This window comes from Chryseobacterium sp. c4a (genome assembly GCF_009900745.1).
Lineage (GTDB): Bacteria > Bacteroidota > Bacteroidia > Flavobacteriales > Weeksellaceae > Chryseobacterium.
Genome location: NZ_WXVU01000008.1, coordinates 76,116 through 101,406 on the forward strand (window position 1 = coordinate 76,116; position 25,291 = coordinate 101,406).

The 25,291-nt window shown below is 34.9% G+C and carries 19 protein-coding genes; 13 read left to right on the forward strand and 6 right to left on the reverse strand.

Annotated elements, in window-relative coordinates; translation table 11 throughout:
• The first annotated feature begins 3 nt into the window (after positions 1–3).
• From GTR01_RS12390 to GTR01_RS12430, 9 genes are all read left to right on the forward strand, one after another.
• Positions 4–5,127 (forward strand): hypothetical protein, encoded by a 5,124-nt coding sequence (locus GTR01_RS12390; RefSeq protein WP_160138154.1) that lies wholly within the window; start codon positions 4–6, stop codon positions 5,125–5,127.
• Between the two features lie 4,368 nt (positions 5,128–9,495).
• A complete protein-coding gene (gene pepT / locus GTR01_RS12395) occupies positions 9,496–10,743 on the forward strand; it encodes a peptidase T (RefSeq protein WP_160138155.1) in 1,248 nt (415 codons plus the stop codon).
• A 4-nt stretch (positions 10,744–10,747) separates the two neighbouring features.
• Complete coding sequence (locus tag GTR01_RS12400; protein ID WP_160138156.1) at positions 10,748–11,314, forward strand: energy transducer TonB; 567 nt, start codon at positions 10,748–10,750, stop codon at positions 11,312–11,314.
• 172 nt (positions 11,315–11,486) lie between these two features.
• A complete protein-coding gene (locus tag GTR01_RS12405; protein WP_160138157.1) occupies positions 11,487–12,794 on the forward strand; it encodes a hypothetical protein in 1,308 nt (435 codons plus the stop codon).
• A 166-nt stretch (positions 12,795–12,960) separates the two neighbouring features.
• Positions 12,961–13,197: a hypothetical protein gene (locus tag GTR01_RS12410; protein WP_160138158.1), complete on the forward strand. Its 237-nt coding sequence runs from the start codon at positions 12,961–12,963 to the stop codon at positions 13,195–13,197.
• Between the two features lie 157 nt (positions 13,198–13,354).
• Positions 13,355–14,119 (forward strand): T9SS type A sorting domain-containing protein, encoded by a 765-nt coding sequence (locus tag GTR01_RS12415; protein WP_160138159.1) that lies wholly within the window; start codon positions 13,355–13,357, stop codon positions 14,117–14,119.
• 186 nt (positions 14,120–14,305) lie between these two features.
• Positions 14,306–14,899 (forward strand): porin family protein, encoded by a 594-nt coding sequence (locus GTR01_RS12420; protein WP_160138160.1) that lies wholly within the window; start codon positions 14,306–14,308, stop codon positions 14,897–14,899.
• 284 nt (positions 14,900–15,183) lie between these two features.
• Complete coding sequence (locus tag GTR01_RS12425) at positions 15,184–16,032, forward strand: sensor histidine kinase (RefSeq protein ID WP_228452227.1); 849 nt, start codon at positions 15,184–15,186, stop codon at positions 16,030–16,032.
• Entirely contained in the window at positions 16,022–16,756 is a 735-nt protein-coding gene (locus GTR01_RS12430) for a LytR/AlgR family response regulator transcription factor (RefSeq protein ID WP_160138162.1), read from the forward strand. The genes GTR01_RS12425 and GTR01_RS12430 overlap by 11 nt, the downstream gene beginning before the upstream one ends.
• Before the next feature lie 85 nt (positions 16,757–16,841).
• On the opposite strand, the gene GTR01_RS12435 is transcribed toward GTR01_RS12430, so the two are convergent.
• From GTR01_RS12435 to GTR01_RS12460, 6 genes are all read right to left on the reverse strand, one after another.
• Entirely contained in the window at positions 16,842–17,750 is a 909-nt protein-coding gene (locus GTR01_RS12435; protein WP_160138163.1) for a DUF6268 family outer membrane beta-barrel protein, read from the reverse strand.
• A 28-nt stretch (positions 17,751–17,778) separates the two neighbouring features.
• Positions 17,779–17,970, reverse strand: coding sequence for a hypothetical protein (locus GTR01_RS12440; RefSeq protein ID WP_160138164.1), 192 nt, complete (start codon positions 17,968–17,970; stop codon positions 17,779–17,781).
• A gap of 62 nt (positions 17,971–18,032) precedes the next feature.
• Entirely contained in the window at positions 18,033–19,241 is a 1,209-nt protein-coding gene (locus GTR01_RS12445; protein ID WP_160138165.1) for a multidrug effflux MFS transporter, read from the reverse strand.
• A 171-nt stretch (positions 19,242–19,412) separates the two neighbouring features.
• A complete protein-coding gene (locus tag GTR01_RS12450) occupies positions 19,413–20,231 on the reverse strand; it encodes a helix-turn-helix domain-containing protein (protein ID WP_160138166.1) in 819 nt (272 codons plus the stop codon).
• Between the two features lie 90 nt (positions 20,232–20,321).
• Positions 20,322–21,383, reverse strand: a complete 1,062-nt coding sequence (thiL, locus tag GTR01_RS12455) for a thiamine-phosphate kinase (RefSeq protein WP_160138167.1) — start codon at positions 21,381–21,383, stop codon at positions 20,322–20,324.
• A 95-nt stretch (positions 21,384–21,478) separates the two neighbouring features.
• Positions 21,479–21,973: an acyl-CoA thioesterase gene (locus GTR01_RS12460; protein ID WP_160138168.1), complete on the reverse strand. Its 495-nt coding sequence runs from the start codon at positions 21,971–21,973 to the stop codon at positions 21,479–21,481.
• A gap of 115 nt (positions 21,974–22,088) precedes the next feature.
• Here GTR01_RS12460 and GTR01_RS12465 point away from each other — a divergent pair, with 115 nt between their 5' ends.
• From GTR01_RS12465 to GTR01_RS12480, 4 genes are read left to right on the forward strand one after another with little or no spacing between them, the layout of a single operon-like run.
• On the forward strand, positions 22,089–23,291 hold the full coding sequence (locus GTR01_RS12465; RefSeq protein WP_160138169.1) for an NAD(P)/FAD-dependent oxidoreductase: 1,203 nt from the start codon (positions 22,089–22,091) through the stop codon (positions 23,289–23,291).
• A gap of 27 nt (positions 23,292–23,318) precedes the next feature.
• The gene (locus tag GTR01_RS12470; RefSeq protein WP_160138170.1) at positions 23,319–23,732 is read left to right on the forward strand and encodes a TonB C-terminal domain-containing protein; all 414 of its coding nucleotides are present in this window, start codon (positions 23,319–23,321) and stop codon (positions 23,730–23,732) included.
• Positions 23,733–23,735: 3 nt separating this feature from the next.
• A complete protein-coding gene (locus tag GTR01_RS12475) occupies positions 23,736–24,371 on the forward strand; it encodes a DUF2306 domain-containing protein (RefSeq protein ID WP_160138171.1) in 636 nt (211 codons plus the stop codon).
• Positions 24,368–25,285 carry a YARHG domain-containing protein gene (locus GTR01_RS12480; RefSeq protein ID WP_160138172.1) on the forward strand — a complete coding sequence of 306 codons (918 nt, stop codon included), beginning with the start codon at positions 24,368–24,370 and terminating at the stop codon, positions 25,283–25,285. Before GTR01_RS12475 ends, GTR01_RS12480 begins: the two co-directional genes overlap by 4 nt.
• Positions 25,286–25,291: the final 6 nt, after the last annotated feature.

Here is a 25,291-nt window from a genome sequence, read left to right on the forward strand (position 1 = left end):
AACATGACACCAACAATAAATTCAAAATTCAGCAACAATATAGCAAAAGCGGGAATGCCCCAAAATATACAATCCAACTGCCTGTACATACAGGCAGCTGGTTCCGAAGGGAAAGAAAGCTCTTTAGGAAATCATCTACGATGGATTTTAAAAGGGCCTCTTGAAAAACACCTTCCTAAAGGAGATCGTTTCCAAAGAGATCCGGAAGGCTTTAATAAACCTGACGATTTTGTTACGATCCAAAGAGCAATCTATAATCCTGTAGTCACTTCTTTTGATTTTACTAAAGTAAACCCTCAAACCATTATCGATCATGAAGCTCTATGGCTGTATGAAGTGAATGGAAGAATGTTCTATGTATATTTTAGAAATAAAAATAAATATCAACAGATCAGAAATTCCATGAACCCGCTAGGAAATGTCTTTGCTTTTCTTAGCCAGTATGGAGACGGTATCATTGAAGTGGAATGTAGAGATATGCTTTTCTTTGCCGTTACTCTACACAGTACCAGCAGAGGAAAAGGAGGAAACATTAAAACCGAAGTCCTTTCTGTAGAAGCCAATAAGATCAATCTGCCTAAAAACACTAGTTTTAGAAAGAATATTACTCAATTTCCTCAAAAAATCTTTGCAGAAAATGGAAGAAGTATCCGTTTTGCAGCTTTTCAATGCCAGGTTACAGGACTTGAGTTTGAGTTCTATGACGATTTCTTAAATAATGCTCAATGGAAAGAAATGGGAAAATATGCTCTTTCTACAGATGATGGAGAAGTGCATGAAAGATTACGCCCTGATCGAATTCATGCTCAATGGGCAAGGTATAATGATGGGGAGTATGTAAATGTCGATAATTACCTTAGAAAATGGAATGGAGATATCAAGGAGACTAGAAATCTTATCAAAAACTCTGTTGAGATGTATCTCAAATTTAGTGATGATCCCGCTAACCCCTTAGCCAATGAGAATTATTATCTCAATGATGACGCTTCTGATCCCAATAATGCACCATTAGAAGTTTCGCATTTAACAGTACTTCAGATGGCTTCACTAGATTATCATGTTGCCAGAATGCTGGGACTGGGAACTCTAGATACTGGTTCAGAAGCCGAACATGGGATCCAATGTGTGTATTTAGCCCAATACACTACGATTGCCGATCTCAATGATGGACAAGGAATAACGGAAGTACAACATCTTTCAATGACTCTTCCTACATCTATTTATGACTCCCGTTCTGTGTTACCAATTGACCTAAAAAAACCAGTTCCTGGAATTATTTCTTCTGAGCCTACAGCAAGTACAGCTCCAAGTCTAACAGATCCCGATGGATATACTCATGATGGAACATCCAGATATCTGAGCTTAATGATTGAAGAAGTAAAACCGGATGAGCCGGCAGACAGTCCTTTTTACTTTACCAGTCATGAGTTTTCTATGGCAGAATTTACCTATCCCGTATATGTAGGTATCGAATACAAACGTAAAGGTGATGACGAATGGAGAATTCCGGAACTGCCTTCTGATCCTATGTATCAAAACGTAAGAGAGGATCAAAGTATTTCTAAAAATGAAACCGTTCCCATTTCTTTACCTGATTTTGGCCAGCCGGCTTATGTCCATAAAGAAACAAAATCAGGGCAGCATATCTACAGTTCTTATGGGGTGAACTGGTTTTCAAGAGCCACTTCTTCACACAAGACCTGGATGGTTGAATCGGAAATTAAACCTTCTAATTCACTGCTTCCACCATCAAGTATTAACGCTTTCCTGATTCAGGAAGAGCTTCCCTTACTTTTGACATCACAAAACGAACAGGATCAGCTCGCATCAATGCCTGCTAACAGTGATAAAACATTGGTCAGACTAACCTTTGAATATGATTCGAATCAGGATATGAAAACGTATCAAAAAGAGGTTAATGGAGTGCCTGTTCCGGATTTTAATCCTCTTCCGGATAGCGAAGAACTATTTGCAGATAATGTGGAAATCTTCTTCCGTCCTGAGATGCCAAAACAGGTATTTGGAATGGTAGATACAGTATCTGATCTTCCCGGAAATCCATTGGTATCAGTGATTACAACCAAAGATCTTCCTATTGTAAGTGGATCCCAAACAGTTTCTCCTAACATTCCATCTCCACAATTCCCTAATTATGTAGGAGGAATTTTCAAAATAGGAGCTGATGATTATATTATTCACAATGTTGTTACCGGAGCAACGTCCAACCATCCTACTTTTCACGTGTTGAAAAAACAGATCAGTACGGCTTTTGGACAAAACCTAACCATTCCGTTTGACCCTGCTAATTTTACAACTCCTCTTACCGGAGAATCTTTTATGGTTGTAGAAAATATGCAGAACCCTTCTACATGGGGAAATTCCAATCCGCACCCTTTAAAGGTAAAGATCGGAAATGCATGGCCTATTCATACAGAAGAAGTAACGATCAGCTCTGGACAAGCCCCCGATATTACTGAAAACACTTACTTCAGAAAGTTTAGAGGAATTCTAAAAAATGCAACTGTTAAACAGTTTACGGATCAGTTAAACCCTCAATTTGCAGGAATGTATGAAATAACATTCCCTGGATATACTTTAAATAATCACCCGCAATTTAGCAGTACCCCTGGCTCAGATTCTGTTCAGTGGTATAGAGGAAGCATCAGAGTTCCTAGAGAGAATAGCTCTAATGACGAAAGAAAAGTGCTTAAAGTAGTCAGAATTGATAATATCAATACTGGAGACTTAGTGGTCTATGCGCTGGATGAATCATATAAAACGGATCCTTTACAGTCTCAAAACACAAGATCGGCAACAGTAAACTTTTACCCAGGATACCGTGTTTATCTTTATAAGAATACTCCTTGTAGATTAACGGAAAATGATATTATTCCTCAAGAGGATGGTGTACTCGAAAAATACTCTATTTTTGGATTAAGAAGCTCTGACCTGCAGTATAGTGATTACAAATCAAGGATCTCTATTCCTTCCATCATGTTTGCGAAAAAAATAGAAGCTCCGAAAACGCCTCAAAAGCCTACAGGATCTAAGTACTCCACAAGACCTGATTATTATGGACGTTCTTCTTATGCATTTTCAACAGTATATGATCACAAACCTTTCAGCGTTACTTTTTTAAGAAGTAATGACAATATTCTGTTGAATGCCTTATATAAGCAAACACCTTATGGAGAACCTATTCAGGAGAATACTGTACAGCACATCAGAAACAAAAATAATGATGCCTTTTTCAATGATCGTTTATTGGCTTTAGCTGATGCAATCATTGAGACAGATAGAGTAAGGTTTAAAGCTTATAATGGTTATGGATTCCCCCTTCCAAACAATGATGATTTATTTAAAGGGATCAATAAATTCATTGATGAGCACAATACTTTCTTTAAAGAATCTCTTCCTCATAAAAGTTCAAGTGATATTACTGATATGGACTCCATTATTATTCCTCTGCATGCCAGTGGAAAGCATGGGGAAGTTAGATTCGTTGATTTTGTAAAACAAACTATTGAGAATGCATACGTTCCTTTAACTGAAATTCCGATTATTTATCAGCATATTAATCCATCAAGCTATCAGCCTATCCCTAAAGCCCAGGTCATCAGAGATCGAAATGGGGTATTATTGAACCCTACTTCTCCTGAATTTGATATGGCTCCCATGATGAAAATTACAGGGACGGCTCCTCATTCCACATTATTTGTAGATTATACCCTGGATGGAGCTTCTAATAATGTTTATTTCTATAAAGTAAAAGAAACCAATGCACAAATGGTTCAGAGTGCCCCGAGCCCTGCTATAGGGCCGGTACGAATGGTCAATTCTTTCCCACTTCGTACTCCGGAAATAAAAACGGTGCTTCCTGTATTAGAAAATCCGGTATCTGGCGAACGTCCAAAAATTTTGGTTAATATCAATTCATATGATAAGATCCATAATGTAAAAAAGGTAAAACTCTATCGTGCCCTTAACATCGCAGATTCTCTTTCTGTCAGGGATATGAAACTGGTGAAAGAAGTCAATTTGGAAAAAGAAGGTATGATTCAGGATCCAGTATGGACTATAGGAGATGATTTTTCAGATCTCGCTCAGGTTCCTTTCAACGATCCTCTGTATTACAAAGTGACCGTAGAAAGAGAAATTCAATATGCAGAGCCTAATTATACGGGACAGCCAGATGTAATTGTAACCGATTATGCTCCATCTGAAGCATCAAAATTAATGATTACTACGATTACAGAAAATGTGATTCCAAAATCACCTGTATTAACATTTACATCTTCAGAAACTCCTACGCAAATTATAGAAGTCGAATTTAGTTGGCCAGCAACAACTTACAAAGGAAAATACCATCTCTATAAAATGGGAAGCCAGGGAACATGGACAAAACTGATGACCGTACAAGACAACGCCTCTTCATTTCAACTTCCATTATCATGGACTTCATGGGGATCTGACATTCTCCCTGCAATAGATAGCAATAATGAGCTTATTTTCCATCATTTTAAAGTGGTTGCTGAAAATACATCCGGAATGCTTAGCCAGGAGGAAAATATTATAACAATTGGGCATCCGCTTGCTTTCTCTATTGAAGAAAATCCACTATTAGCAAGATATAGACCTTATTTTAATACAAACTCATTAACAAATAGCAAAAATATTTATATACCTCCTGCGTATATTTACGGAAGCATTTACAATTCCGGATACAATGGATACATCCCTGACAATGAGGAAATTAGACTTTGGAAGTCAATGTCAGATAGTTACATTGTATTACCAGAAATATTGCAAGACCGCAAAAAAAATCCTCATGCTTATAATATCAATACCAAGAAATTTTCTTGTTATTATTCGGTAACAAGAATGTGGGATGGCTCTATCCAAGGAAGTCAAGGAAATTTCCTTCGTGAATCTGTTAAAAGAGCCAGACAGAGAGGTGCTCGAGAGTGTATTGTTAATCTTGGAAATAATGCTGTTTTTATTGAAAAAAATATTAACAGATTAAAATGGGCCCTCGCATCGAAAAATGACAGAGGAATGGATCGAATTACATTAATTATCAATGGTATAGCAACTCACTATACATTAAAACAGATCGCAGAACTCTAACAAAATAAGATACTTAACAACCAATATTTAATCAATCCGGAGAAACTTTTCTCCGGATTTTTTTATATCCAAATTTGAAATTTGCAATCATAAACAGAAAGAGCTCATCCTTAATTACAGAATAACAGACCTAAAAGCAAAAAAAAAATCACCCCATAAATGAGATGATTTTTTATATATTCACTACCCTTCTAAAGAGCAATAAAAACAAGAACAACCAAAAGCAATTCTATAATTCAAATATAGTAAGAATATTTGATATACACAAATTTATTCAGAACTTTTTACATGTTTTTTTCAAAGGGGATCTAAAAGAATATAAACAAAATCATCACAAACTAAATTCCAGCATCCACCTCAAACCAAAACAGGTATAAAGCAAAAAAAAAAAAAAATCACCCCGTAAATGAGATGATTTTTTATATATTCACTACCCTTCTAAAGAGTAATAAAAACAAGAACAACCAAAGGAAATTCTATAATTCAAATATAGAAAGAATATTTGATACACACAAATTTATCCAGAACTTTTTATATGTTTTTTTTCAAAGAGGATTTAACAGAAAACCGATTGAGTCACCACAAGCTAACACTAAACCGCCGACCACCCTTCTATCTAAAAACAAAACAGGTCTAAAGCAAAAAAAACCACCCCGCAAATGAGATGATTTTTTATATATTCACTACCCTTCCAAAGAGTAATAAAAACAAGAACAACCAAAGGCAATTCTACAACTCAAATATAGAAATAATATTTGATATACACAAATTTATTTACAACTTTCTACATGTTTTTTTTTAAAGAAGATATAATGGAAAATAGATTGAATCACTACAAGCAGACACTAAACCGACAACCACCCACCTATCTAAAACCAAAAACACATAAAGCAAAAAAATCACCCCGTAAATGAGATGATTTTTTTATATATTCACTACCCTTCCAAAGAGCAATAAAAACAAGAACAACCAAAAGCAATTCTATAATTCAAATATAGAAATAATATTTGATATACACAAATTTATTTACAACTTTTTACATGTTTTTTTCAAAGAAGATTTAATGGAAAATAGACTGAGTCAACACAAACCAACACTAAACCAACCTTCCAACTACCCATCTAAAACAAAACAGGCATAAAGCAAAAAAATCACCCCGTAAATGAGATGATTTTTCACATATTCACTACCCTTCTAAAGAGTAATAAAAACAAGAACAACCAAAGGCAATTCCATAATTCAAATATAGAAAGAATATTTGATATACACAAATATATTCAGAACTTTTTTACATGTTTTTTTCAAAGAGAATTTAATAGAAATAGATTGAACCAACACAAGCCGACACTAAACCATCCGTCAACTTCACATCTAGAAACAAAACACCTAAAAGCAAAAAAAATCACCCCGTAAGTGAGATGATTTTTAATATTCACTACCCTTCTAAAGAGTAATAAAAACAAGAACAACCAGAGACAATTCTATAATTCAAATATAGAAAGAATATTTGATATACACAAATTTATTCAGAACTTTCTACATGTTTTTTTTAAAAGAAGATTTAAAGGAAAATAGATCGGATTACCGCAAGCTAACACCAAGCTATCCATATAAAACCAAAAACACATATAAAGCAAAAAAAAATCACCCCGTAAATGAGATGATTTTTTATATATTCACTACCCTTCCAAAGAGTAATAAAAACAAGAACAACCAAAGGCAATTCTATAATTCAAATATAGTAAGAATATTTGATATACACAAATTTATTTACAACTTTCTACATGTTTTTTTTCAAAGAGGATTTAAAGGAAAATAGACTGAATCAACACAAACCAACACTAAACCAACCTTCCAACTACCCATCTAAAACAAAACAGGCATAAAGCAAAAAAAATCACCCCGTAAGTGAGATGATTTTTAATATTCACTACCCTTCTAAAGAGTAATAAAAACAAGAACAACCAGAGGCAATTCTATAATTCAAATATAGAAAGAATATTTGATATACACAAATTTATTCAGAACTTTCTACATGTTTTTTTAAAAGAAGATTTAAAGGAAAATAGATCGATTACCGCAAGCTAACACCAAGCTATCCATATAAAACCAAAAACACATATAAAGCAAAAAAAATCACCTCGTAAATGAGATGATTTTTTATATATTCACTACCCTTCTAAAGAGTAATAAAAACAAGAACAACCAAAGGCAATTCTATAATTCAAATATAGAAAGAATATTTGATACACACAAATATATTCAGAACTTTTTACATGTTTTTTTTTAAAAAAGAAGATTTAATGGAAAACAAATTGGATCACTACAAACTAACACTAAACCATCCGTCAACTTCACATCTAGAAACAAAACACCTAAAAGCAAAAAAAATCACCCCGTAAGTGAGATGATTTTTAATATTCACTACCCTTCTAAAGAGTAATAAAAACAAGAACAACCAAAAGCAATTCTATAATTCAAATATAGAAATAATATTTGATATACACAAATTTATTTACGATTTTCTACATGTTTTTTTCAAAGAAGATTTAAAGGAAAATAGACTGAGTCAACACAAACCAACACTAAACCAACCTTCCAACTACCCATCTAAAACAAAACAGGCATAAAGCAAAAAAAATCACCCCGTAAATGAGATGATTTTTTATATATTCACCACCCTTCTAAAGAGTAATAAAAACAAGAACAACCAAAGGCAATTCTATAATTCAAATATAGCAATAATATTTGATATACACAAATTTACTTACAACTTTTTACATGTTTTTTTTCAAAGAGGATTTAAAGAAAAATAGATTGGATCAACACAAGCTGACACTAAAACAAACATCCACCCACCTACCTAGAAACAAAACAGGCATAAAGCAAAAAAAATCACCCCGTAAATGAGATAATTTTTTATATATTCACCACCCTTCTAAAGAGTAATAAAAACAAGAACAACCAAAGGCAATTCTATAATTCAAATATAGAAATAATATTTGATATACACAAATTTATTTACAACTTTTTATACATTTTTTTCAAAGAAGATTTAAAGGAAAATAGATTGAATCAACACAAGCTCACACTAAATCGTCCATACAAAACCAAAAACACATAAAGCAAAAAAAATCACCCCGTAAATGAGATGATTTTTTTACATTCACTACCCTCCTAAAGAGTAATAAAAACAAGAACAACCAGAGGCAATTCTATAATCCAAATATAGAAAAAATATTTGATATACACAAATTAATCTACAACTTTTTACATATTTTTTTAAAGAAAATTTAAAGGAAAATAGATTGAACCAACACAAGCCGACACCAAACTATCCATACAAAACCAAAAAAACATATAAAACAAAAAAAATCACCCCGTAAATGAGATGATTTTTTTTATATTCACTACCCTTCTAAAGAGCAATAAAAACAAGAACAACCAAAGGCAATTCTATAATTCAAATATAGAAAGAATATTTGATATACACAAATATATTCAGAACTTTTTTACATGTTTTTTTCAAAGAGAATTTAATAGAAATAGATTGAACCAACACAAGCCGACACTAAACTATCCGTCAACTTCACATCTAGAAACAAAACACCTAAAAGCAAAAAAAAACCACCCCGCAAATGAGATGATTTTTTATATATTCACTACCCTTCCAAAGAGTAATAAAAACAAGAACAACCAAAGGAAATTCTATAATTCAAATATAGAAATAATATTTGATATACACAAATTTATTCAGGACTTTTTACATGTTTTTTTCAAAGAGAATTTAATAGAAATAGATTGAACCAACACAAGCCGACACCAAGCTATCCATACAAAACCAAAACACATATAAAGCAAAAAAATCACCCCGTAAATGAGATGATTTTTTTTATATTCACTACCCTTCTAAAGAGTAATAAAAACAAGAACAACCAAAGGAAATTCTATAATTCAAATATAGTAAGAATATTTGATACACACAAATTTATTCAAAACTTTTTACATGTTTTTTTCAAAGAGGATTTAATAGAAAATAGATTGGATCAACACAAGCTGACACTAAAACAAACATCCAGCTACCTATCTAGAAACAAAACAAGTATAAAGCAAAAAAATCACCCCGTAAATGAGATGATTTTTTTTATATTCACTACCCTTCTAAGGAGTAATAAAAACAAGAACAACCAAAGGAAATTCCATAATTCAAATATAGAAAGAATATTTGATATACACAAATTTATCCGCCTTTTTTTATTATTTTTTTTATTAGGCATGTTATATGACACACAAGCACGATTTAAGCAATGAATCCTCCCGCTATATACAAATTACATCGTATATTTGTTCAAATTTATGATAAATCTGATGAGTACAATAGAATTCAATCCCTTATGGAAAGAGAAATTACTGAATCGTTTTCTTAGCTATGTAAAAATATATTCAACAAGTGACGCAGAGAGTGAAGCAACTCCTTCTACTGAACGTCAGTGGGATATTGCCAACTACATCACAGAAGAACTGAAAACCATAGGGTTAGAAAATGTTTCAATTGATGAACACGGTTATATTATGGGCTATGTTCCATCTAATCTTGAAAATGATGACAGACCAACAATAGGATTCATTTCACATTACGATACTTCGCCCGATTTCAGTGGAGAAAATGTAAAACCTCAGGTTTGGGAAAATTATGATGGAAATGATTTATTATTAAATCAGACCACAGGGTTCACTTTATCTCCTTCAAGATTTGAAAGTTTAAAAAAATATATTGGTCAGACTTTAATTACTACTGACGGAAATACTCTTCTTGGGGCTGATGACAAAGCAGGTTGTGCAGAAATTGTTACTGCTGCAGAATACCTTATCGCACATCCGGAAATCAAACACGGAAGAATTGCAGTAGGCTTTACTCCTGACGAAGAGATCGGAAGAGGAGCACACAAGTTTGATGTAGCAAAATTCGGTGCTGAATGGGCTTACACAATGGATGGCGGAGAAGTTGGAGAATTAGAATATGAAAACTTTAACGCTGCCGGAGCTGTAGTAAAAATTCATGGATTAAGTGTACACCCAGGTTATGCTTATGGAAAAATGATCAACGCTGCTTTATTAGCTGCTGAGTTCGCTCAGATGTTACCAGCCAACGAAACTCCTTCAACCACTAAAGGCTTTGAAGGATTCTACCATTTAATGGACATTACTGCTGATATCTCTGAAGCTAAACTTCAATATATTATCCGTGATCACGATGCTGACAAATTTGAAGCAAGAAAGAAATTCATGGAAGAAAAAGTGGCTGAGTTTAATCAAAAACACGGTGCAGGAACTGCCGAAGTGGAGATTAAAGAACAATACAGAAACATGAAGCAGCAGTTTGAAGGAAAAATGCACATTGTAGATCTTGCTGCAAAAGCAATGACAGAAGCTGGTATTGAGCCTAAAATCAAAGCTATCAGAGGAGGTACAGATGGTGCACAACTTTCTTATATGGGACTTCCCTGCCCTAATATCTTTGCTGGAGGAATCAACTTCCACGGGCCTTACGAATATGTAGCATTAGAAAGCATGGAAAAGGCAACAGAAGTGATTATTAATATTGTAAAAGCTTAATAAGATGAAAAAACTCTTAGCATTAGCATTCATATTATCTTTTGCTTTCGGAAATGCCCAGATATCTGCATTTCAGAAGGCTGATTCCAAATATGAAAGAAAGAAAACGGCCTTGTACAACAAATACCCTAAGCCTAATGACCTGAGAACTAAGCTAGAGTGGCTTCTTACAGAAGATAAAATAACATCTTATAAAAATGCTCTGGATAAAATTGCTGAAGAAGATAAAAAAGCATTAGCCAATGATCCGCCAGTTAAAACAAAACTAGCTAAAGATGCGGAATATGAAGCAGGAAAAACAGCTTTTCAAAAAACGTTGTATGATGCTGTTGACCTTGCTTTCTTAAATTTTGCTTCAGACTCCTACAAGGCAACATTAAACTTTGTGGTAGATTCTAAAGGAAATGCTTTGGATGCCCAAGTAAAAGGAAACAATGAAGATGTGAATGCATTTATTGAAGCGGCCTTTTATCGCATTAAAGAGAAGGGCAAGTGGAAACCTGCCGAAGTGAACGGAAAACCGGTATCTTCTACGGTCTCTATACCTTTAATATTAAGTTTTAAAAAATAATACAAAACCCGCTTTAATAGCGGGTTTTCTTTTTACTTGCTTCACGAATACCTAAGAAACAAAACACAAATAGTTCTGAAAATCATTATGTTATTGACATTAATTTAACCCAATTATTTTGTAGACTTTAAATAATTCACCTATTTTAGATAGAAACTTAAAATTTCTGTTTATGAAAATGAAATCTAACTTCTTCAAAATCAGCAGAAAATTCTATTTCTCTATTTTTTTTGCTATTTTCTGCATGCTTATTTTAACGTCTTGTTCTCAGGATGATCCGGCAGAGACTCCTGTTGAAAAAACAACAGAGTCCGCTGCAATGAAAACTCTGGGAAATCTGACCTTACAAAAAAATGTAATTGTTCTGAATGACGAATCTGTAAATGCAATTTCTTCCCATAATGAAGGAACTATTGCATTTAACCGAACAACCCCGCAAACAGACAGTATCTCTGTAGGAACCGTTATTGTAGGAACAAAAATAGATGGCGATCAGGTAAATACCATTCTATCGAAAGTAACTTCCATTTCTAAAGCTAGTAATGGTTTTGTAGTACAAACCTCCAGTGCTAAACTTGAGGAATTTATTTATAGTGGTACTATAAGTGGTGTGTATGATCCTTCAGACACAACACCTTTGAGCATCAATGGAAAAATGCTTAATTATGTACCTGTTGAAGGTTTGGTTTCCAAAGAAATCAATAGTAAAATACTCTCTATTGAAGCCAAAAACCTTCAAAATAAAAAAATAGTTGAATTCAACCGTTATAATTTTGACAAGACCTTTTCATTTCCTTTATCTTCAGCCGGAACATCCAATGTGAATGTAAAAGGAGGATTTACTCCTAAAATTGATTATAATATTTCATTCTCATGGGGGCATTTATCTGATTATTATGTAAACCTCATCATGGATGATATCAAGCTTCAAAGCACGGCAAGTATTGTGGGAAGTCTTGGCTATACAGCAAGTAGTACAGATTATCTGAATATTCCCATTGCTCCCATTGTGCTTGGCCCCACAGGACTTATCTTAAGCCCTACGATTTCCGCCGGGCCATTTCTTGGAGTACAAGCAACAGGAAAAATACAGGGACAGCTTCTGGATCTTGAAGGAAATGCAAACTTCCTGGTAAGCAAAACTCCAGCCTTAAACATTAATCTTCAGAAAAAATCAGATCCTGCCATCACCGGATTGGGCGGAGATTTATCTGCAGAGGTAGGCATGGAAGCCAAAGGTGCTGTAGGCCTTATGTTTATCACTATACCTATTGCTAATTCAGGATTAAGAGGAAGAGCCTCCGCACTATCTTCTTTGGGCTTAACGGTTATCCCTGAAAGAAAAGGTACTTTTTCTGTAAAAGGCAGAATACAAGCTGATATGTTTTATGGTTTTGGAATTGCTCCACTCAGATACGAGGGCACTATTCCTTTATTCAAAAAAGAATATTTGCTATATCAGAAGGATTTTAACTTTTAAAGAAAAAAAATAATTATAGGAAAGCCGCTCATGTTGCGGCTTTTTTGTTTACCCAAAAACTTTCATACCTTATTCATCCATAATCATTTAAGACTATTCATTATATTTACATAGGATGTAATATCCTAAACTATAACATGTAATACAAGATTAAACTATGAAACAAATGAAAAAGCTTTTGAGAAAGGATCTTTCAACGATTCTTGGTAACGGAATAGACAACTGCCATATGGGAGGAGATTCTTACAATTGCCAAAATGATTGTCAATGCGCCTGGGGAAAAGGCTGTGAAACGTATGAAGATGGAAGCCCTGGACAATGCATTGCCTCTGGAGGAGGAACTGGAGGTGGCACCGGCGGTGGATGTATTCCCCCTAATGACTGTACAGATCAACCTTATTAAAATTAAGTTATCATCGGAAGCTCCCATCGCTTCCGTTTTTTATTTTTCATCTGAAAACAAGCTCTCATCAAAAGATTTCTACCATTCATCAAATAAAATTTACATCCATCTCTTAGATCTGTTGTTTTGCATCAAATTCATTAAACAACAATCACTTATGAAAAAAATTCTTTTTTCAATGGCTATTCTAGCAGCAAATTATGCATTGGGCCAAATGAACCTTGAACATTCTTACACCTCTGATGGTAGTCATTGGAATATTTATTCGGACAGCACCACCTCTCACTATCTGATTGGTAAAGCGAATAATACTTTTGAGATCTACCACGCCAATCATACCTTGTATAAAACATTAACGCCCAACATTCCGGCTAACTACACTTTTATCCCTGAATTATTTTGGGAAAGCTATTCTATCTCCAAGCGGATTTTTAATACCGATGATAAACTAGAATTTATCCTCACTTTTCTCAATAATCAGAATGGACAGCACCTAATGCTTATCATTAGTGAAGACGGAAATATCATCAAGCAATTTGGAAATGAGTATCATTCTCTCTATCAGATTTTCCATGATGCCGTATCTAATCAGAATAAATTTGTCATTTCAAAGAGTTCAGGTACTAACACGATTACAGAGGTATATGCACTCCCTACTTCCTCTCTAACCACATTGGAAATTCAAACACAAAACAAAAATAAACTTTCAGCTTTTCCCGTTCCGGCCAACAAGCTTTTGAATATCATGAATCCCAGAAATGGAGGAAACAATGTTCAGGTCTATGATGTTTCCGGAAAAATGGTACTTCATAAAAGCTTTGGCTCAGGAGAGAAAAACATTGCCCTTGATGTAGAATCTCTTAAGGCAGGAGTTTACTTATATAAAATCGGAGATCAAAGCTCCAAGTTTATCAAGAATTAACTCTTTTCTTCATCCTGGTTACTTCCCACTTCAATTGAAGTGGGATTTTTTTTAATGGGTATAGCAAAAATATAAAGCAGCAATATCTACATCTCATCAAAACTCTATGACCATTCATCAAATAAAATTTCATCCAGCCTTCCGGATTCATTGTTTTGCATCAAATTTCTAACAATATTTAAAATTATGAAACAACAGTTTTTAGCATTCAGCTCTTTGTTATTATGCATTACGTGCTCCATTGAAACACAAGCTCAACAAACTCCGGCTCTTCACATAGGAATCAAGGGTGGAGCAAGTTTTACAAAAACCTCAACGGAATCTTCTTCCTTGGAAGGGAAATACGGTTTCGGCTATCAGGCAGGGGCAATGGCAAGATTCGATATTGGAAGCCTGTATGTACAAGGAGAAGCTCTATTCAACAAAAGAAAGACTTCTTACGAAGCAAAAGACAAAGGGTCTGCAAAGCTAACATGGAATGCAATTGATATTCCTGTAGTGATAGGATATAAACTCATTAAAACCGATGATTTTAATGTAAGAGCATTTGCGGGTGGTGTTTACAGCTATGCTTTTAACAATAAATTATCTGTTGCCTCACTGGAGGAAGGTTTTAACAAATTTGACAAGTCTAATATCGGAGTTACAGGTGGAATAGGAGTAGATTATAAAAATTTCACGGTAGATCTTAGATATGAACATGGGCTTTCCAGCATCAGTAAGGAATTTAAAGCCAAACCTCACAGCTTTAGCCTTGGAATTGGTTATTTCTTATTCTAAAAACTTGAATTATCTTTGACTGATTAGAAACTGTGAATCTACAGTTTCTAATTTTTTGTAAATCCTCTTCAGACTTCTCCATGATAAAACCTTTTGTTTTAAAAGAATATATTTTTTCATTTATCTTCTGGCTTGTGTTCGGCTTTGTACTGTGGTGTAATATTCAGATTTCAGCAACAGGCTTATCGGCTCTTATCCAAGTTATTATTATTGTAATAAGCTCCTTTATATTTAGTCATTTTCTCACCAACATATTGCTTCCAAAAGCTTTAAGGTTAAAAAAAATGAAAAAATTCCTTGTTCAGGTAACGTTCATCATTCTAATCTTAAGTTTAATTTATGCTTTGGTATTTACCTATGTTGATGAAGCAGACAAAGGAAATCTTCCCCCCAATTTTATGGATCAAATTCCCATCTTATGGCGGGGTTTTTATATGGCTTTACCCGCATCCTTCCTGATCAATGGTTCTGCTTGTGGAATTAAGTTCTATCAAGAACATTCAAAAATTGAACGCGATCATATTCTGCTTCAACAAGCTCACCTAGAAAATCAACTTAAACTGCTGCAGGATCAAATCAATCCACATGTTGTATTTAATATTCTAAACCATATTCATATCCTCATGAAACACGATACCGAGCTGGCAGATTATTTACTGATGAAATTTTCAGATATTCTGCGGTATCAGCTGTACCACTGTAATCAAAATCTGGTTTCTCTGGACAAGGAGATTGAATATCTTCAAAATCTGATTGAAGTAGAAAAACTAAGATGGGGAAATGAATTAGATGTAAAATCTACTCTGAAAATAAATGACAGGAAAGCTCTTATCGCCCCCTTATTATTGATTCCTTTTATTGAAAATGCCTTTAAGTATGTCTGCAGGCTTCCCGGACAAACCGGTTATGTAAAAATATTCTGTGAAGAAAAAAATAATATCCTTTACTTTTATGTTGAAAATTCATATTCAGAAATAGCAGTTCATAAAAAGAAAGATGGCGGAATTGGTCTTCAAAATGTACAGAAACGCTTGAAATTACAATACCCTGATGCCTATGATCTCAACATTAAATCTGATAATCTTGTATTTAAAGTAACTTTAACCTTAAAACTGTCTGAAAATGAGCAATAATATCCCCAAAATGAAATGCCTGATCATAGATGATGAACCTCTGGCCAGATTCCACCTTAAAGATCTGGCAGATAAAATTGATTTCTTATCTGTAGAAGGTACTTATGCTACAGCTCTGGAAGCAGATGCCAAGGTAAAAGAAACCGAAATAGACCTTCTTTTCCTGGATATCAATATGCCTTATCTGAATGGTGTTGATTTTTTGGAACAGCTTGAAAATCCACCTTTATGTATTTTTACCACCGCTTATTCTGAGTATGCGCTGGAAGGATTTCGCCTTCAGGTAGTAGATTATCTTTTAAAACCTATTGCTTTTAACCGTTTTTATCAGGCTGTCAATAAAGCACAACAGCAATTTATTATCAGTGAAAAATTAAAGAAAAATACCGCTCTGGATGATCCCTTTCTATATGTAAGACAGTCTGACACCTTTATCAAGGTTTCCTGGGTAGATATTTTATATGTTGAAAGTATGCAGAACTACACCAAGCTGCACTTTAAGGATAAGTCCCTTATTATCCATCAAACGATGAAAGCAATAGAAGAATCATTGCCATCAGAACATTTTTTCAGGATCCATAAATCATTTTTGATCAACATTACCCACATTGATATGATTTCCGGAGGTCGCCTGTTTATCAATAAAATAGAACTGCCTATTTCCCGTACCCGAAAAGAAGAACTGCTTAATCAGGTAGTTTATAAGAAACTTATCAGTAAATAAAAGAGATAGACCGGAAGGTGTTGGGGGAATTATTCAAGTTAAAAAATAGATCAAATAAATACATTCCGGTCTCTTGTCTCATATATTAAGGTAAATTCCAGCGTAACGATACAGAGGCATAGAAGCTGCTTGAAAATTTAGGATCTGCAATGTTTTTATCTTTGAAAATGCTTTTGATCTTTCTTTCACTTTCTGTGAAACTTCTCATCAGAGTTGAACCTCCCGTAATCCCTATTTTTAGCTTATCGTTGATCTTTATTTCCGGACGGAGCCCTGCTGTAATCTGCTGATAACCGAACATTATAGATTCTCCATTTTTATTCCTTTCTACAGTCATTCCACTGAGATTAACTACAGCTTTTAAAGTAAAGGCATCTGAGAATTGATACCCAACTTCTGCCCCTTCAGGGAAATTAATTCTGAATTTGATCTTTCCATTGGTTTTCCAGTCGAAATAGATCCATGGCAGAACCATAGGAACCCCAAATGTGTTTGTAAGAACTGGCCCTGCTCCCAAAGCAAGATTGGGATTAAAATGTCTGATGAATACAATACCTCCCTGTCCCAGTACATCATCAAAACTTACCCTTTCCATGTCTGTGTATACTCCAACTGAGGCCATCATCATCATACTCCATTTCTTTCCTAAAGGTCTTATATGCTGCAATCCGACCTGAGCATTCAGCATCTGATCCGGAAATAACGGAGTTTCATAATTTTTGTGCTCCATCTTTGCATAAGAGCCACTCAGAAGCATAGACCATGCTTTTACTTTACCTTCTTTATCTTTTTTTACCGATAATGGAATACTCAAAGTAAGGTCTACTCTTTTAAAATCGCTTTTGGAGTTGGTTTTTACGCTGTCTTCCGGACGGATATAATTGGAGGATGGAATGTATTCTGTTTTAAGCTCAGCAGAGATTCCTGTCTGGGCACTTACCCAATATCCTAACGGCAACAGACAGCAAAAAGCCGTCAAAAGGTTCCTTTTCATATTTTAAATTTTATGCAAAGAGAACCTTTTAGCTATTTTTTACAAAAATTACTTGATTAAGTGCCTGAATGGTATGACCAATAGAAGCAATGGCCGGATAAACATTTGAACCATTCATCCAGAATAGAGAATTAAAGAGAATTGGATGGAAGCCTGAAGCTGGAGGATGGAAGTTACCAGCAGACAGTTTATAACTGAAAGCTTGTAAAATAAAGCCCAAAAATCATTAATTCTGAGGTTTATTTATACTTCCCCTTCAATAACTTCCCTCTTCCTTATTTATTAAGCGACAGATTGCTGTACCGTCGTTTTTTTACTCTTATAGATCTGATATCCAAACCATACCGCAACCAAGGCCATTCCAGCGCGAGTAATTACCATCGGAATGATAGAATTCGCTTCTAAAAGACCTAATACACCTGATGTGACAAAGGTAACCATCAACTGCATGAAACCTAATAATGCAGCAGCCGTACCTCTTCCTTCTTTAAATGGAGATAAAGCATGCGCTGAGGTAATAGGAAATAAAATTCCAATGGCCAGTAATGATAAATACAATAAAGCTATTTCCAACGCTACAGATAGATTTTCAGCAGCAATCAGAATATGCAGTGTACATACCACCAATAGCATCAACGTAGCTCCAAATAAAAGATCTGAATTACTGATTCTCTTAATCAATCTGGGAGTGATATAAGCCGCCGTAATTAGAGCTAATGAATTAAATGCAAAGATAAAGCTAAAGGTTTCACTGGAAAACCCATGAATTTCCATAAATAAGAACGGCGCATTTGAAATATAGATAATCAAAGAGGCAAAGGCAATACTTCCCACCATCGTACTGTTGATAAACTCCTTGTTGGAGATAATCATTTTCAGCTGATCTTTTAATCCTTTCTCATCTCCGTGATCATGATCCGGCTGGCTGATTCTTGTATTGGTTTCCGGAACATATTTGTATACCATAAAGAAGGTAATCAATCCCATAATACATAAGAAAGCAAATGAACTGTTCCAGCCCCAATACTTTAGAAATACACTTCCCATTAATGGCGCTACGATAGGTGCTATCCCACTGATCTGAGATTGTTGAGCGAAAATAGTTACGGATTTTTGTTTATCGTAAAGATCAATAATAATGGCTCTACCAATTACAATTCCTGCACTTCCTCCAAATGCCTGTAAGAAACGCATCGCCCATAAAACATAAATATCAGAGGTGAAATAGATGGCGGTTGCTCCTATAATAAAAAGGAGAAGTCCACAATACAACATCGGTTTACGACCGGTTTTATCTGATAAAGGGCCCCATAATAATTGTCCGATGGCAAATCCGGCAAAGAAAACAGAAATGGAGATTTGAATGTGTCCGATATCGGTTTTAAAAATTTCTGCCATACTTGGGAAAGCAGGAAGATAAAGATCTATACTTAATGATTCTAACGTGTTGAGTAATGCTAAAATAAACACTACAATACCTAACTTCTTCATAAATTGTAAGCCTTCACAGGCGGTTTTTTTTCAGTGTGCAAAAATGCCTTAAAAAGTAAACGATTACAATAAAAGAACTGAAGGAAGTATAGGACAAAATGAAGATCCCAATACTATAACAAATGAAAACCGTGAGTTTAAACCCTTATCTATTGTAAATATTGAAGATTTCTATTTTTCATTATTCTTAAAGTTTTCGGGATTCTGCCCTGTATGTTTCTTAAAAAACCTCGAAAAATATGAAGCATCGTTAAAACCCAGTTTAAAAGCAATCTCTTTCACTGTAAGTGCTCCAAAGCTTAGTTCTCTTTTGGCTTCCAGAATGAGACGTTGGTTGATCATCTTTTTTACCGTTGTCCCTCTTAAAAGACGTACAATATCATTCAGATGATGGGTGCTGATCTTTAATTTTTCTGCATAGAAAGCTGTTTCTTTATGTACTATATAATGTTTTTCAATAAGTCCTATCAAGTCTTGCACACGCTGACGATCATTCAATAAAGGTTCCTGAGGATTAATCTGCTCTCCAATGATGATACAGAATGCCTTCAGATAAGCCTTTAAAAGTTCTGTTCTCGCCGTTCCTTTATATTCCTGTTCAATAAGTGATATCAGTGTACTGCAGGTTTTTTCATTGTTAGGATCTAAAAAAAAGGGAAGCACTCCTCCCGTCAAAACTGATTCAATATCACAAGCTTCATTAAAAATTTCACGGCTTATTGCCATAGCATACCCCTCCTCACCCTCTACCTTCATATTGAACGCCTGGCCTGGTGCGATGATGCAGATTTGATTGTTCTCAAGTTTGTAGCTTTCAAAGTCCAGTTCTAAACGACTTCTTTCATATACCTCTCTAAACCAAATGATTTCAAAAAAATTATGCCGGTGAACATCATGAAAGTTCTCAGGGCCTGCCGCACTCAAGGTACTCATCTGAAATTCTTCAGACGTAAGATGGTGCATGGGTATTTCTTTTTCCGGGGTAATCATCACTATATTTTTAAAACTGGTAAGCTATAAACAAAAACCACAGCAAAAAAAGTGCTGCGGTTTTCTACAATATTTAAAATTAAATAAATTTTATCCGTTTTGGTTTCCTAAAAAAGCATCCCATCCCTGAGCAGTAAGAGCAACCAATTGGTTTGAGCCTCTTGCTACCATAAAGTTTCCTTCCTCTTTTTCAACCGCATGTCCTATAATGGTAAAATCCGGATGGTTTTTAATTTTATCAAAATCGTTTGGTGAGATGGTGAACAATAATTCATAATCTTCACCACCACTTAAAGCCGTTACTACAGGATTTAAGTTCATTTCATCTGCTGTAGAGATTGTAAGATTATCCAATGGAACTTTTTCCTCATACAATCTGAATCCTACTTTAGACTGGTCTGAAAGATGAAGGATTTCCGAAGCTAAACCATCAGAAATATCAATCATAGAAGTTGGTTTAATATCCAATTCTTCTAAAATTGTTTTAACGTCTGTTCGTGCTTCAGGCTTCAATTGTCTTTCCAGAATATAATCATACCCTTCCATTTCAGGCTGCATATTTGGATTAGCCAGGTAAACGGCATGTTCTCTTTCCAGAATCTGTAAGCCCATATAAGCCCCTCCTAAATCACCCGTTACCACAAGAAGATCATTTGGTTTTGCCCCACTTCTCTTTACAATATTTTCATCTGTTTCAATTCCTACAGCAGTAATACTCATTACCAATCCTGCGTTGGAACTTGTAGTATCTCCACCGATAAGGTCTACTTTGTATCTTGCACATGCCGCTTGAATTCCGGCATAAATCTCTTCCAGGGCTTCCACCGGAAAACGGTTAGAAACAGCAAGAGAAACCAAAATCTGTGTAGGAACTGCATTCATAGCAGCAATATCACTTAAATTTACGACCACAGCTTTATAGCCTAAATGCTTTAAAGGAACGTATCCTAAATTAAAGTGTACTCCTTCTGCCAGAACATCCGTAGTAAGAACTACTTTTTTGTTACCAGGGTTAACCACTGCCGCATCATCTCCTACTCCAAGTTCCGAAGACTCATTGGATAAAGGGAAATGTTCTGTTAAATGCTTAATCAGACCAAATTCTCCTAATTTCGAAATGGGCGTAAGCTCCTGTGATTTATCTTCAAACATGATTTTTTGTATTAATGTTCAATGTAAAAAGTATGAATGATTTAAAAATTGCTCCCCAAACTTTAAACCTTGAACTTTGAATTTTAAACTTTGAATTACTTTGTAAATTCTGCCGGATCAATATTGTGGGGATGGAAAGGAAGCTTTTTAAAATCTTCTTTTGATAACACCACTGTTTCCGGGCTTTTATATTTATTCATGGCTTCCACCACATCATCTGGCGGAGTTGTCATTTTTCTAAGCATCATATCAATCCAAACTCCTGTTGCTTCGGAAGTTGCACAATGCATTCCATCCGGAGTATAGAATTTGTGAACGAAACGATAGATGGACGAGTCGTCAGAACATCCGTCTATTTCTACACTTACAATAACCGTCTGATCGGCATAGATCTCCTTGAAGAAAGAATATCTTTCGTGCAGGATAACAGGGCCGATTCCCCATCTGCTTAATTGGGTTACTCCCATTTTCTCCTTGGTCATAAAAGCCATTCTGGCTTGTGCACAATATTGTACATATGATGAATTGGCTAAATGCTTGTTGGCATCAAGATCACTCCAACGCACCTCAAATTTATGGTAGAAAATCATACTGAAATCGTTTTTGGTATAATAAAAAATTATAATCTTCAAAAATACTCAAATAAGATGGTTTATAAAAATTGTACTTTTGAAAAAATAATCTTCAGCATAAGATTACAGATACATGAAACAGATCATCATTATTGGAGGCGGTGCTGCAGGCTTTTTCTGTGCATCCAACCTTGACGAAAAAAAATACAGAATTACGATTTTAGAACAGAACTCTGATGTCCTTCAGAAAGTTAAAATTTCCGGAGGTGGAAGATGTAATGTTACACATGCCTGCTTTGACCCAAGAGAGCTGGTACAATTCTACCCTCGCGGAAACAAAGAATTGCTAAGTGTATTCTCTAAATTCCAACCGGGAGATACGATGGAATGGTTTGATCAGCGTAATGTTCCCTTGAAAATAGAAAATGACAACAGAACTTTCCCTGAAAGCAATTCTTCACAAACCGTCATCAATACTTTTTTGAATGAAACGCAAAAGAAGAATGTAATTGTACAGACCAAATGCACCGTAAAGGAAATTGAAAAACAGGATGAAAAATATCTTGTAAAGACCAATTCCGGTGATTTTGAGGCAGATTATATCGTATATACTACCGGAAGCTCCCCAAAATCTTTAAAAATTGTTGAAAATCTGGGGCATAAGATTGTTGATCTTGTTCCTTCTCTTTTTACATTTAATATTAAAGATGAACTTTTAAAAGATCTTCCGGGAACCAGTTTTGAAAATGCTGGGATTTCGATTCCTAAATTGAAAACCGACGAAAGCGGCCCTCTATTGATTACCCATTGGGGACTTTCCGGGCCAGCTGTTCTGAAAATTTCAGCCTGGGAAGCCATCAGCCTGGCCAAAGTTAAATACAACTTTGAGATTGAAGTCAATTTTGTTTCCATAGCATTGGATGATGCAGAAGAAATTTTCCAGAATTTCAAGCAAAGTAATCCTAAAAAGACCATTGGACAATCAAAAATTTTTGATATCACGAATAGATTCTGGCAGAAAATCTTAGATATTTCAAAAGTAGATCTCAACAAACAGGTAGCTAATATTTCAGGGAAAGAAATGCAGAAAATCCTTGAAAATCTTTGTAAGAAAAAGTTCCAGGTGACCGGAAAATCAACATTCAAAGATGAATTCGTAACTGCAGGAGGCATTGACTTAAAGGAAATTAACTTTAAAAACATGTCTTCAAAACTCCTTCCTAATTTTTATATTGCCGGAGAAGTTTTAAATATAGATGCGGTGACAGGAGGCTTCAATTTTCAGGCGTGCTGGAGTGAGGGATGGCTGATTGCACAGGATTTGAATACTTTATAAGATCAATTAGAATCAAAATAATAACACATGAAAAAATTACTATTTCTATTATTTTCGCTTGCATTCACCGTATGCTTTTCTCAGGAAAATAAAACGGAAATTCCTCCAACACATGATCACTCCAGAGATCAGTTTGTCCCGGAAGATCGTAAACTGGCAGAATATCCTGGTGGAATAAGTGTATTTATGCAAGAAGTCGCAGGTAAAATAAGGACAAATAAAATAAAAAGTCCGAAAGGAAAGATAAAAGCCAAAGCAAAATTTGCAGTGAATGTTTCAGGAGAAATAGAAAAGATTTCTGTAACAGGAGATAATGAAGATTTTAATAAAGAAATCGAAAGAGCTATTACCTCTACACGTAAGAAGTGGAAACCGGAAGAATACAAGGGGACACCTGTATTAAGCTGGTATAACCTCCCTTTCACCATGAATATTGATTAAAAAATGCTCTCAGCCAAAAGAAATATCACATTTATTAAGATCCTTCTCATCATAGGGTTTGTGTATTTCTTTTGGCTGATGTTTAGCATTACCCTTGAATATATTCCCATTACTCCCAATGTCAGCTTTTTAATGATTAAGCAGACTGAAGTGGAACAAAGACCTGAATATCTCTATTTCTTCTTTACCCATGTCTATACCAGTATTTTTGTACTTCTTTCTGGATTTCTGGCTATAATTCGGAAAGATTTTGGATTGAAAAACTTCCACAGGAACATGGGAAAGTCCTATATTTTTTTCATTTTAATTTTGGCAGCACCTTCAGGACTTTATATGGGATTTTTTGCCAATGGAGGAATTTTTTCAAAGATTTCATTCGTTATTCTGGGCTTTTTATGGTGGTTTTCTACTTTCAAAGCTTATCAGCTGGCCAGACAAAAAAGGTTTAAAGAGCACAAGCAATGGATGTGGCGGAGTTTTGCTTTTACATTATCAGCCATCACATTACGAATGTGGAAAGTTATTATCGTATATTTATTTCATCCCAATCCCATGGATGTTTACCAAATCATTGCATGGCTGGGCTGGATTCCCAATATCCTTTTAATTGAATACCTAATTACAAAAAAACAGATATGAAAATTTTAAATTACACCTTCGTTTCCTTGCTTGCTGTTTCCCTGATAAGCTGTAAGAAAGACGGAAAAACAAATGAATCCAACAAAGATTCCCTGACAGCCAAAAAGGACTCTGTGATCATTCCTGAAGTTCATAAAGAATATTACGGAGTATATATCGGTGATTTTGCAGGAATGGAAAAAATGGTTGATAATGTAGACGGAGCTGAATACAATGAGAATGTTTACAAAAAAATCTCCCTGAAAATCAATAGAATTACCAAAGACAGCGTGTATGGGCAAAGTATAGTGAATGGCAACCAACGCCCTGTAAGAGGTGTTTTCAACGAAACTACAAAATCTTTTGTGCTGGATGAACCCGGCAGCAATAAAACCGATGGCAGATTCGAGGTAAAACTGAACGGAGACAGCTTAACTGGAAAATGGAACGCTTTCAACAAGAATGCTGTGAAAGCTCCTCTTAAATCCCTCAAGCTCATCAAAAAGGACTTTGTTTATAATCCAAACTTTATGCTTGATCCGGATTCTAATCTAGTGGACTGGAACAATCCTAAAAATTTTGTAGAAAAGTATACTGACAGTGATGGAAAGACCGAAAGCTACACCACATCCAAAAACCGTGTTGCTTCAGATGCTGTTTTTAAACTGAATGCCTCTAAACAGAAGCTAAGCGAAAAGGATCTTAAAAACCTGAGAAAACTAGACATGGAGATTATCAAAAATTCAGTATTTGCAAGACATGGCTATTCCTTTAAAAAAGAAACTTACAGGGATTTCTTCGAGCAAACGGATTGGTATATTCCTGTTTCCAACAATGTAGATAAAGATCTTTCACCAATGGAAAAGGATAATGTAGCCTTACTTAACCGCTTTATCAAGTATGCGGAAGATAAATATGACAGTTTCGGAAGATAAATTTTA

What these genes read in the sequence shown, in the direction of transcription:
- GTR01_RS12390 (WP_160138154.1), top strand. Translation starts at nt 4, where the DNA reads ATGACACCAACAATAAATTCAAAATTCAGCAACAATATAGCAAAAGCG.
- pepT (WP_160138155.1), top strand. Translation starts at nt 9,496, where the DNA reads ATGAGTACAATAGAATTCAATCCCTTATGGAAAGAGAAATTACTGAAT.
- GTR01_RS12400 (WP_160138156.1), top strand. Translation starts at nt 10,748, where the DNA reads ATGAAAAAACTCTTAGCATTAGCATTCATATTATCTTTTGCTTTCGGA.
- GTR01_RS12405 (WP_160138157.1), top strand. Translation starts at nt 11,487, where the DNA reads ATGAAAATGAAATCTAACTTCTTCAAAATCAGCAGAAAATTCTATTTC.
- GTR01_RS12410 (WP_160138158.1), top strand. Translation starts at nt 12,961, where the DNA reads ATGAAAAAGCTTTTGAGAAAGGATCTTTCAACGATTCTTGGTAACGGA.
- GTR01_RS12415 (WP_160138159.1), top strand. Translation starts at nt 13,355, where the DNA reads ATGAAAAAAATTCTTTTTTCAATGGCTATTCTAGCAGCAAATTATGCA.
- GTR01_RS12420 (WP_160138160.1), top strand. Translation starts at nt 14,306, where the DNA reads ATGAAACAACAGTTTTTAGCATTCAGCTCTTTGTTATTATGCATTACG.
- GTR01_RS12425 (WP_228452227.1), top strand. Translation starts at nt 15,184, where the DNA reads ATGAAAAAATTCCTTGTTCAGGTAACGTTCATCATTCTAATCTTAAGT.
- GTR01_RS12430 (WP_160138162.1), top strand. Translation starts at nt 16,022, where the DNA reads ATGAGCAATAATATCCCCAAAATGAAATGCCTGATCATAGATGATGAA.
- GTR01_RS12435 (WP_160138163.1), bottom strand. Translation starts at nt 17,750, where the DNA reads ATGAAAAGGAACCTTTTGACGGCTTTTTGCTGTCTGTTGCCGTTAGGA.
- GTR01_RS12445 (WP_160138165.1), bottom strand. Translation starts at nt 19,241, where the DNA reads ATGAAGAAGTTAGGTATTGTAGTGTTTATTTTAGCATTACTCAACACG.
- GTR01_RS12450 (WP_160138166.1), bottom strand. Translation starts at nt 20,231, where the DNA reads ATGATTACCCCGGAAAAAGAAATACCCATGCACCATCTTACGTCTGAA.
- thiL (WP_160138167.1), bottom strand. Translation starts at nt 21,383, where the DNA reads ATGTTTGAAGATAAATCACAGGAGCTTACGCCCATTTCGAAATTAGGA.
- GTR01_RS12460 (WP_160138168.1), bottom strand. Translation starts at nt 21,973, where the DNA reads ATGATTTTCTACCATAAATTTGAGGTGCGTTGGAGTGATCTTGATGCC.
- GTR01_RS12465 (WP_160138169.1), top strand. Translation starts at nt 22,089, where the DNA reads ATGAAACAGATCATCATTATTGGAGGCGGTGCTGCAGGCTTTTTCTGT.
- GTR01_RS12470 (WP_160138170.1), top strand. Translation starts at nt 23,319, where the DNA reads ATGAAAAAATTACTATTTCTATTATTTTCGCTTGCATTCACCGTATGC.
- GTR01_RS12475 (WP_160138171.1), top strand. Translation starts at nt 23,736, where the DNA reads ATGCTCTCAGCCAAAAGAAATATCACATTTATTAAGATCCTTCTCATC.
- GTR01_RS12480 (WP_160138172.1), top strand. Translation starts at nt 24,368, where the DNA reads ATGAAAATTTTAAATTACACCTTCGTTTCCTTGCTTGCTGTTTCCCTG.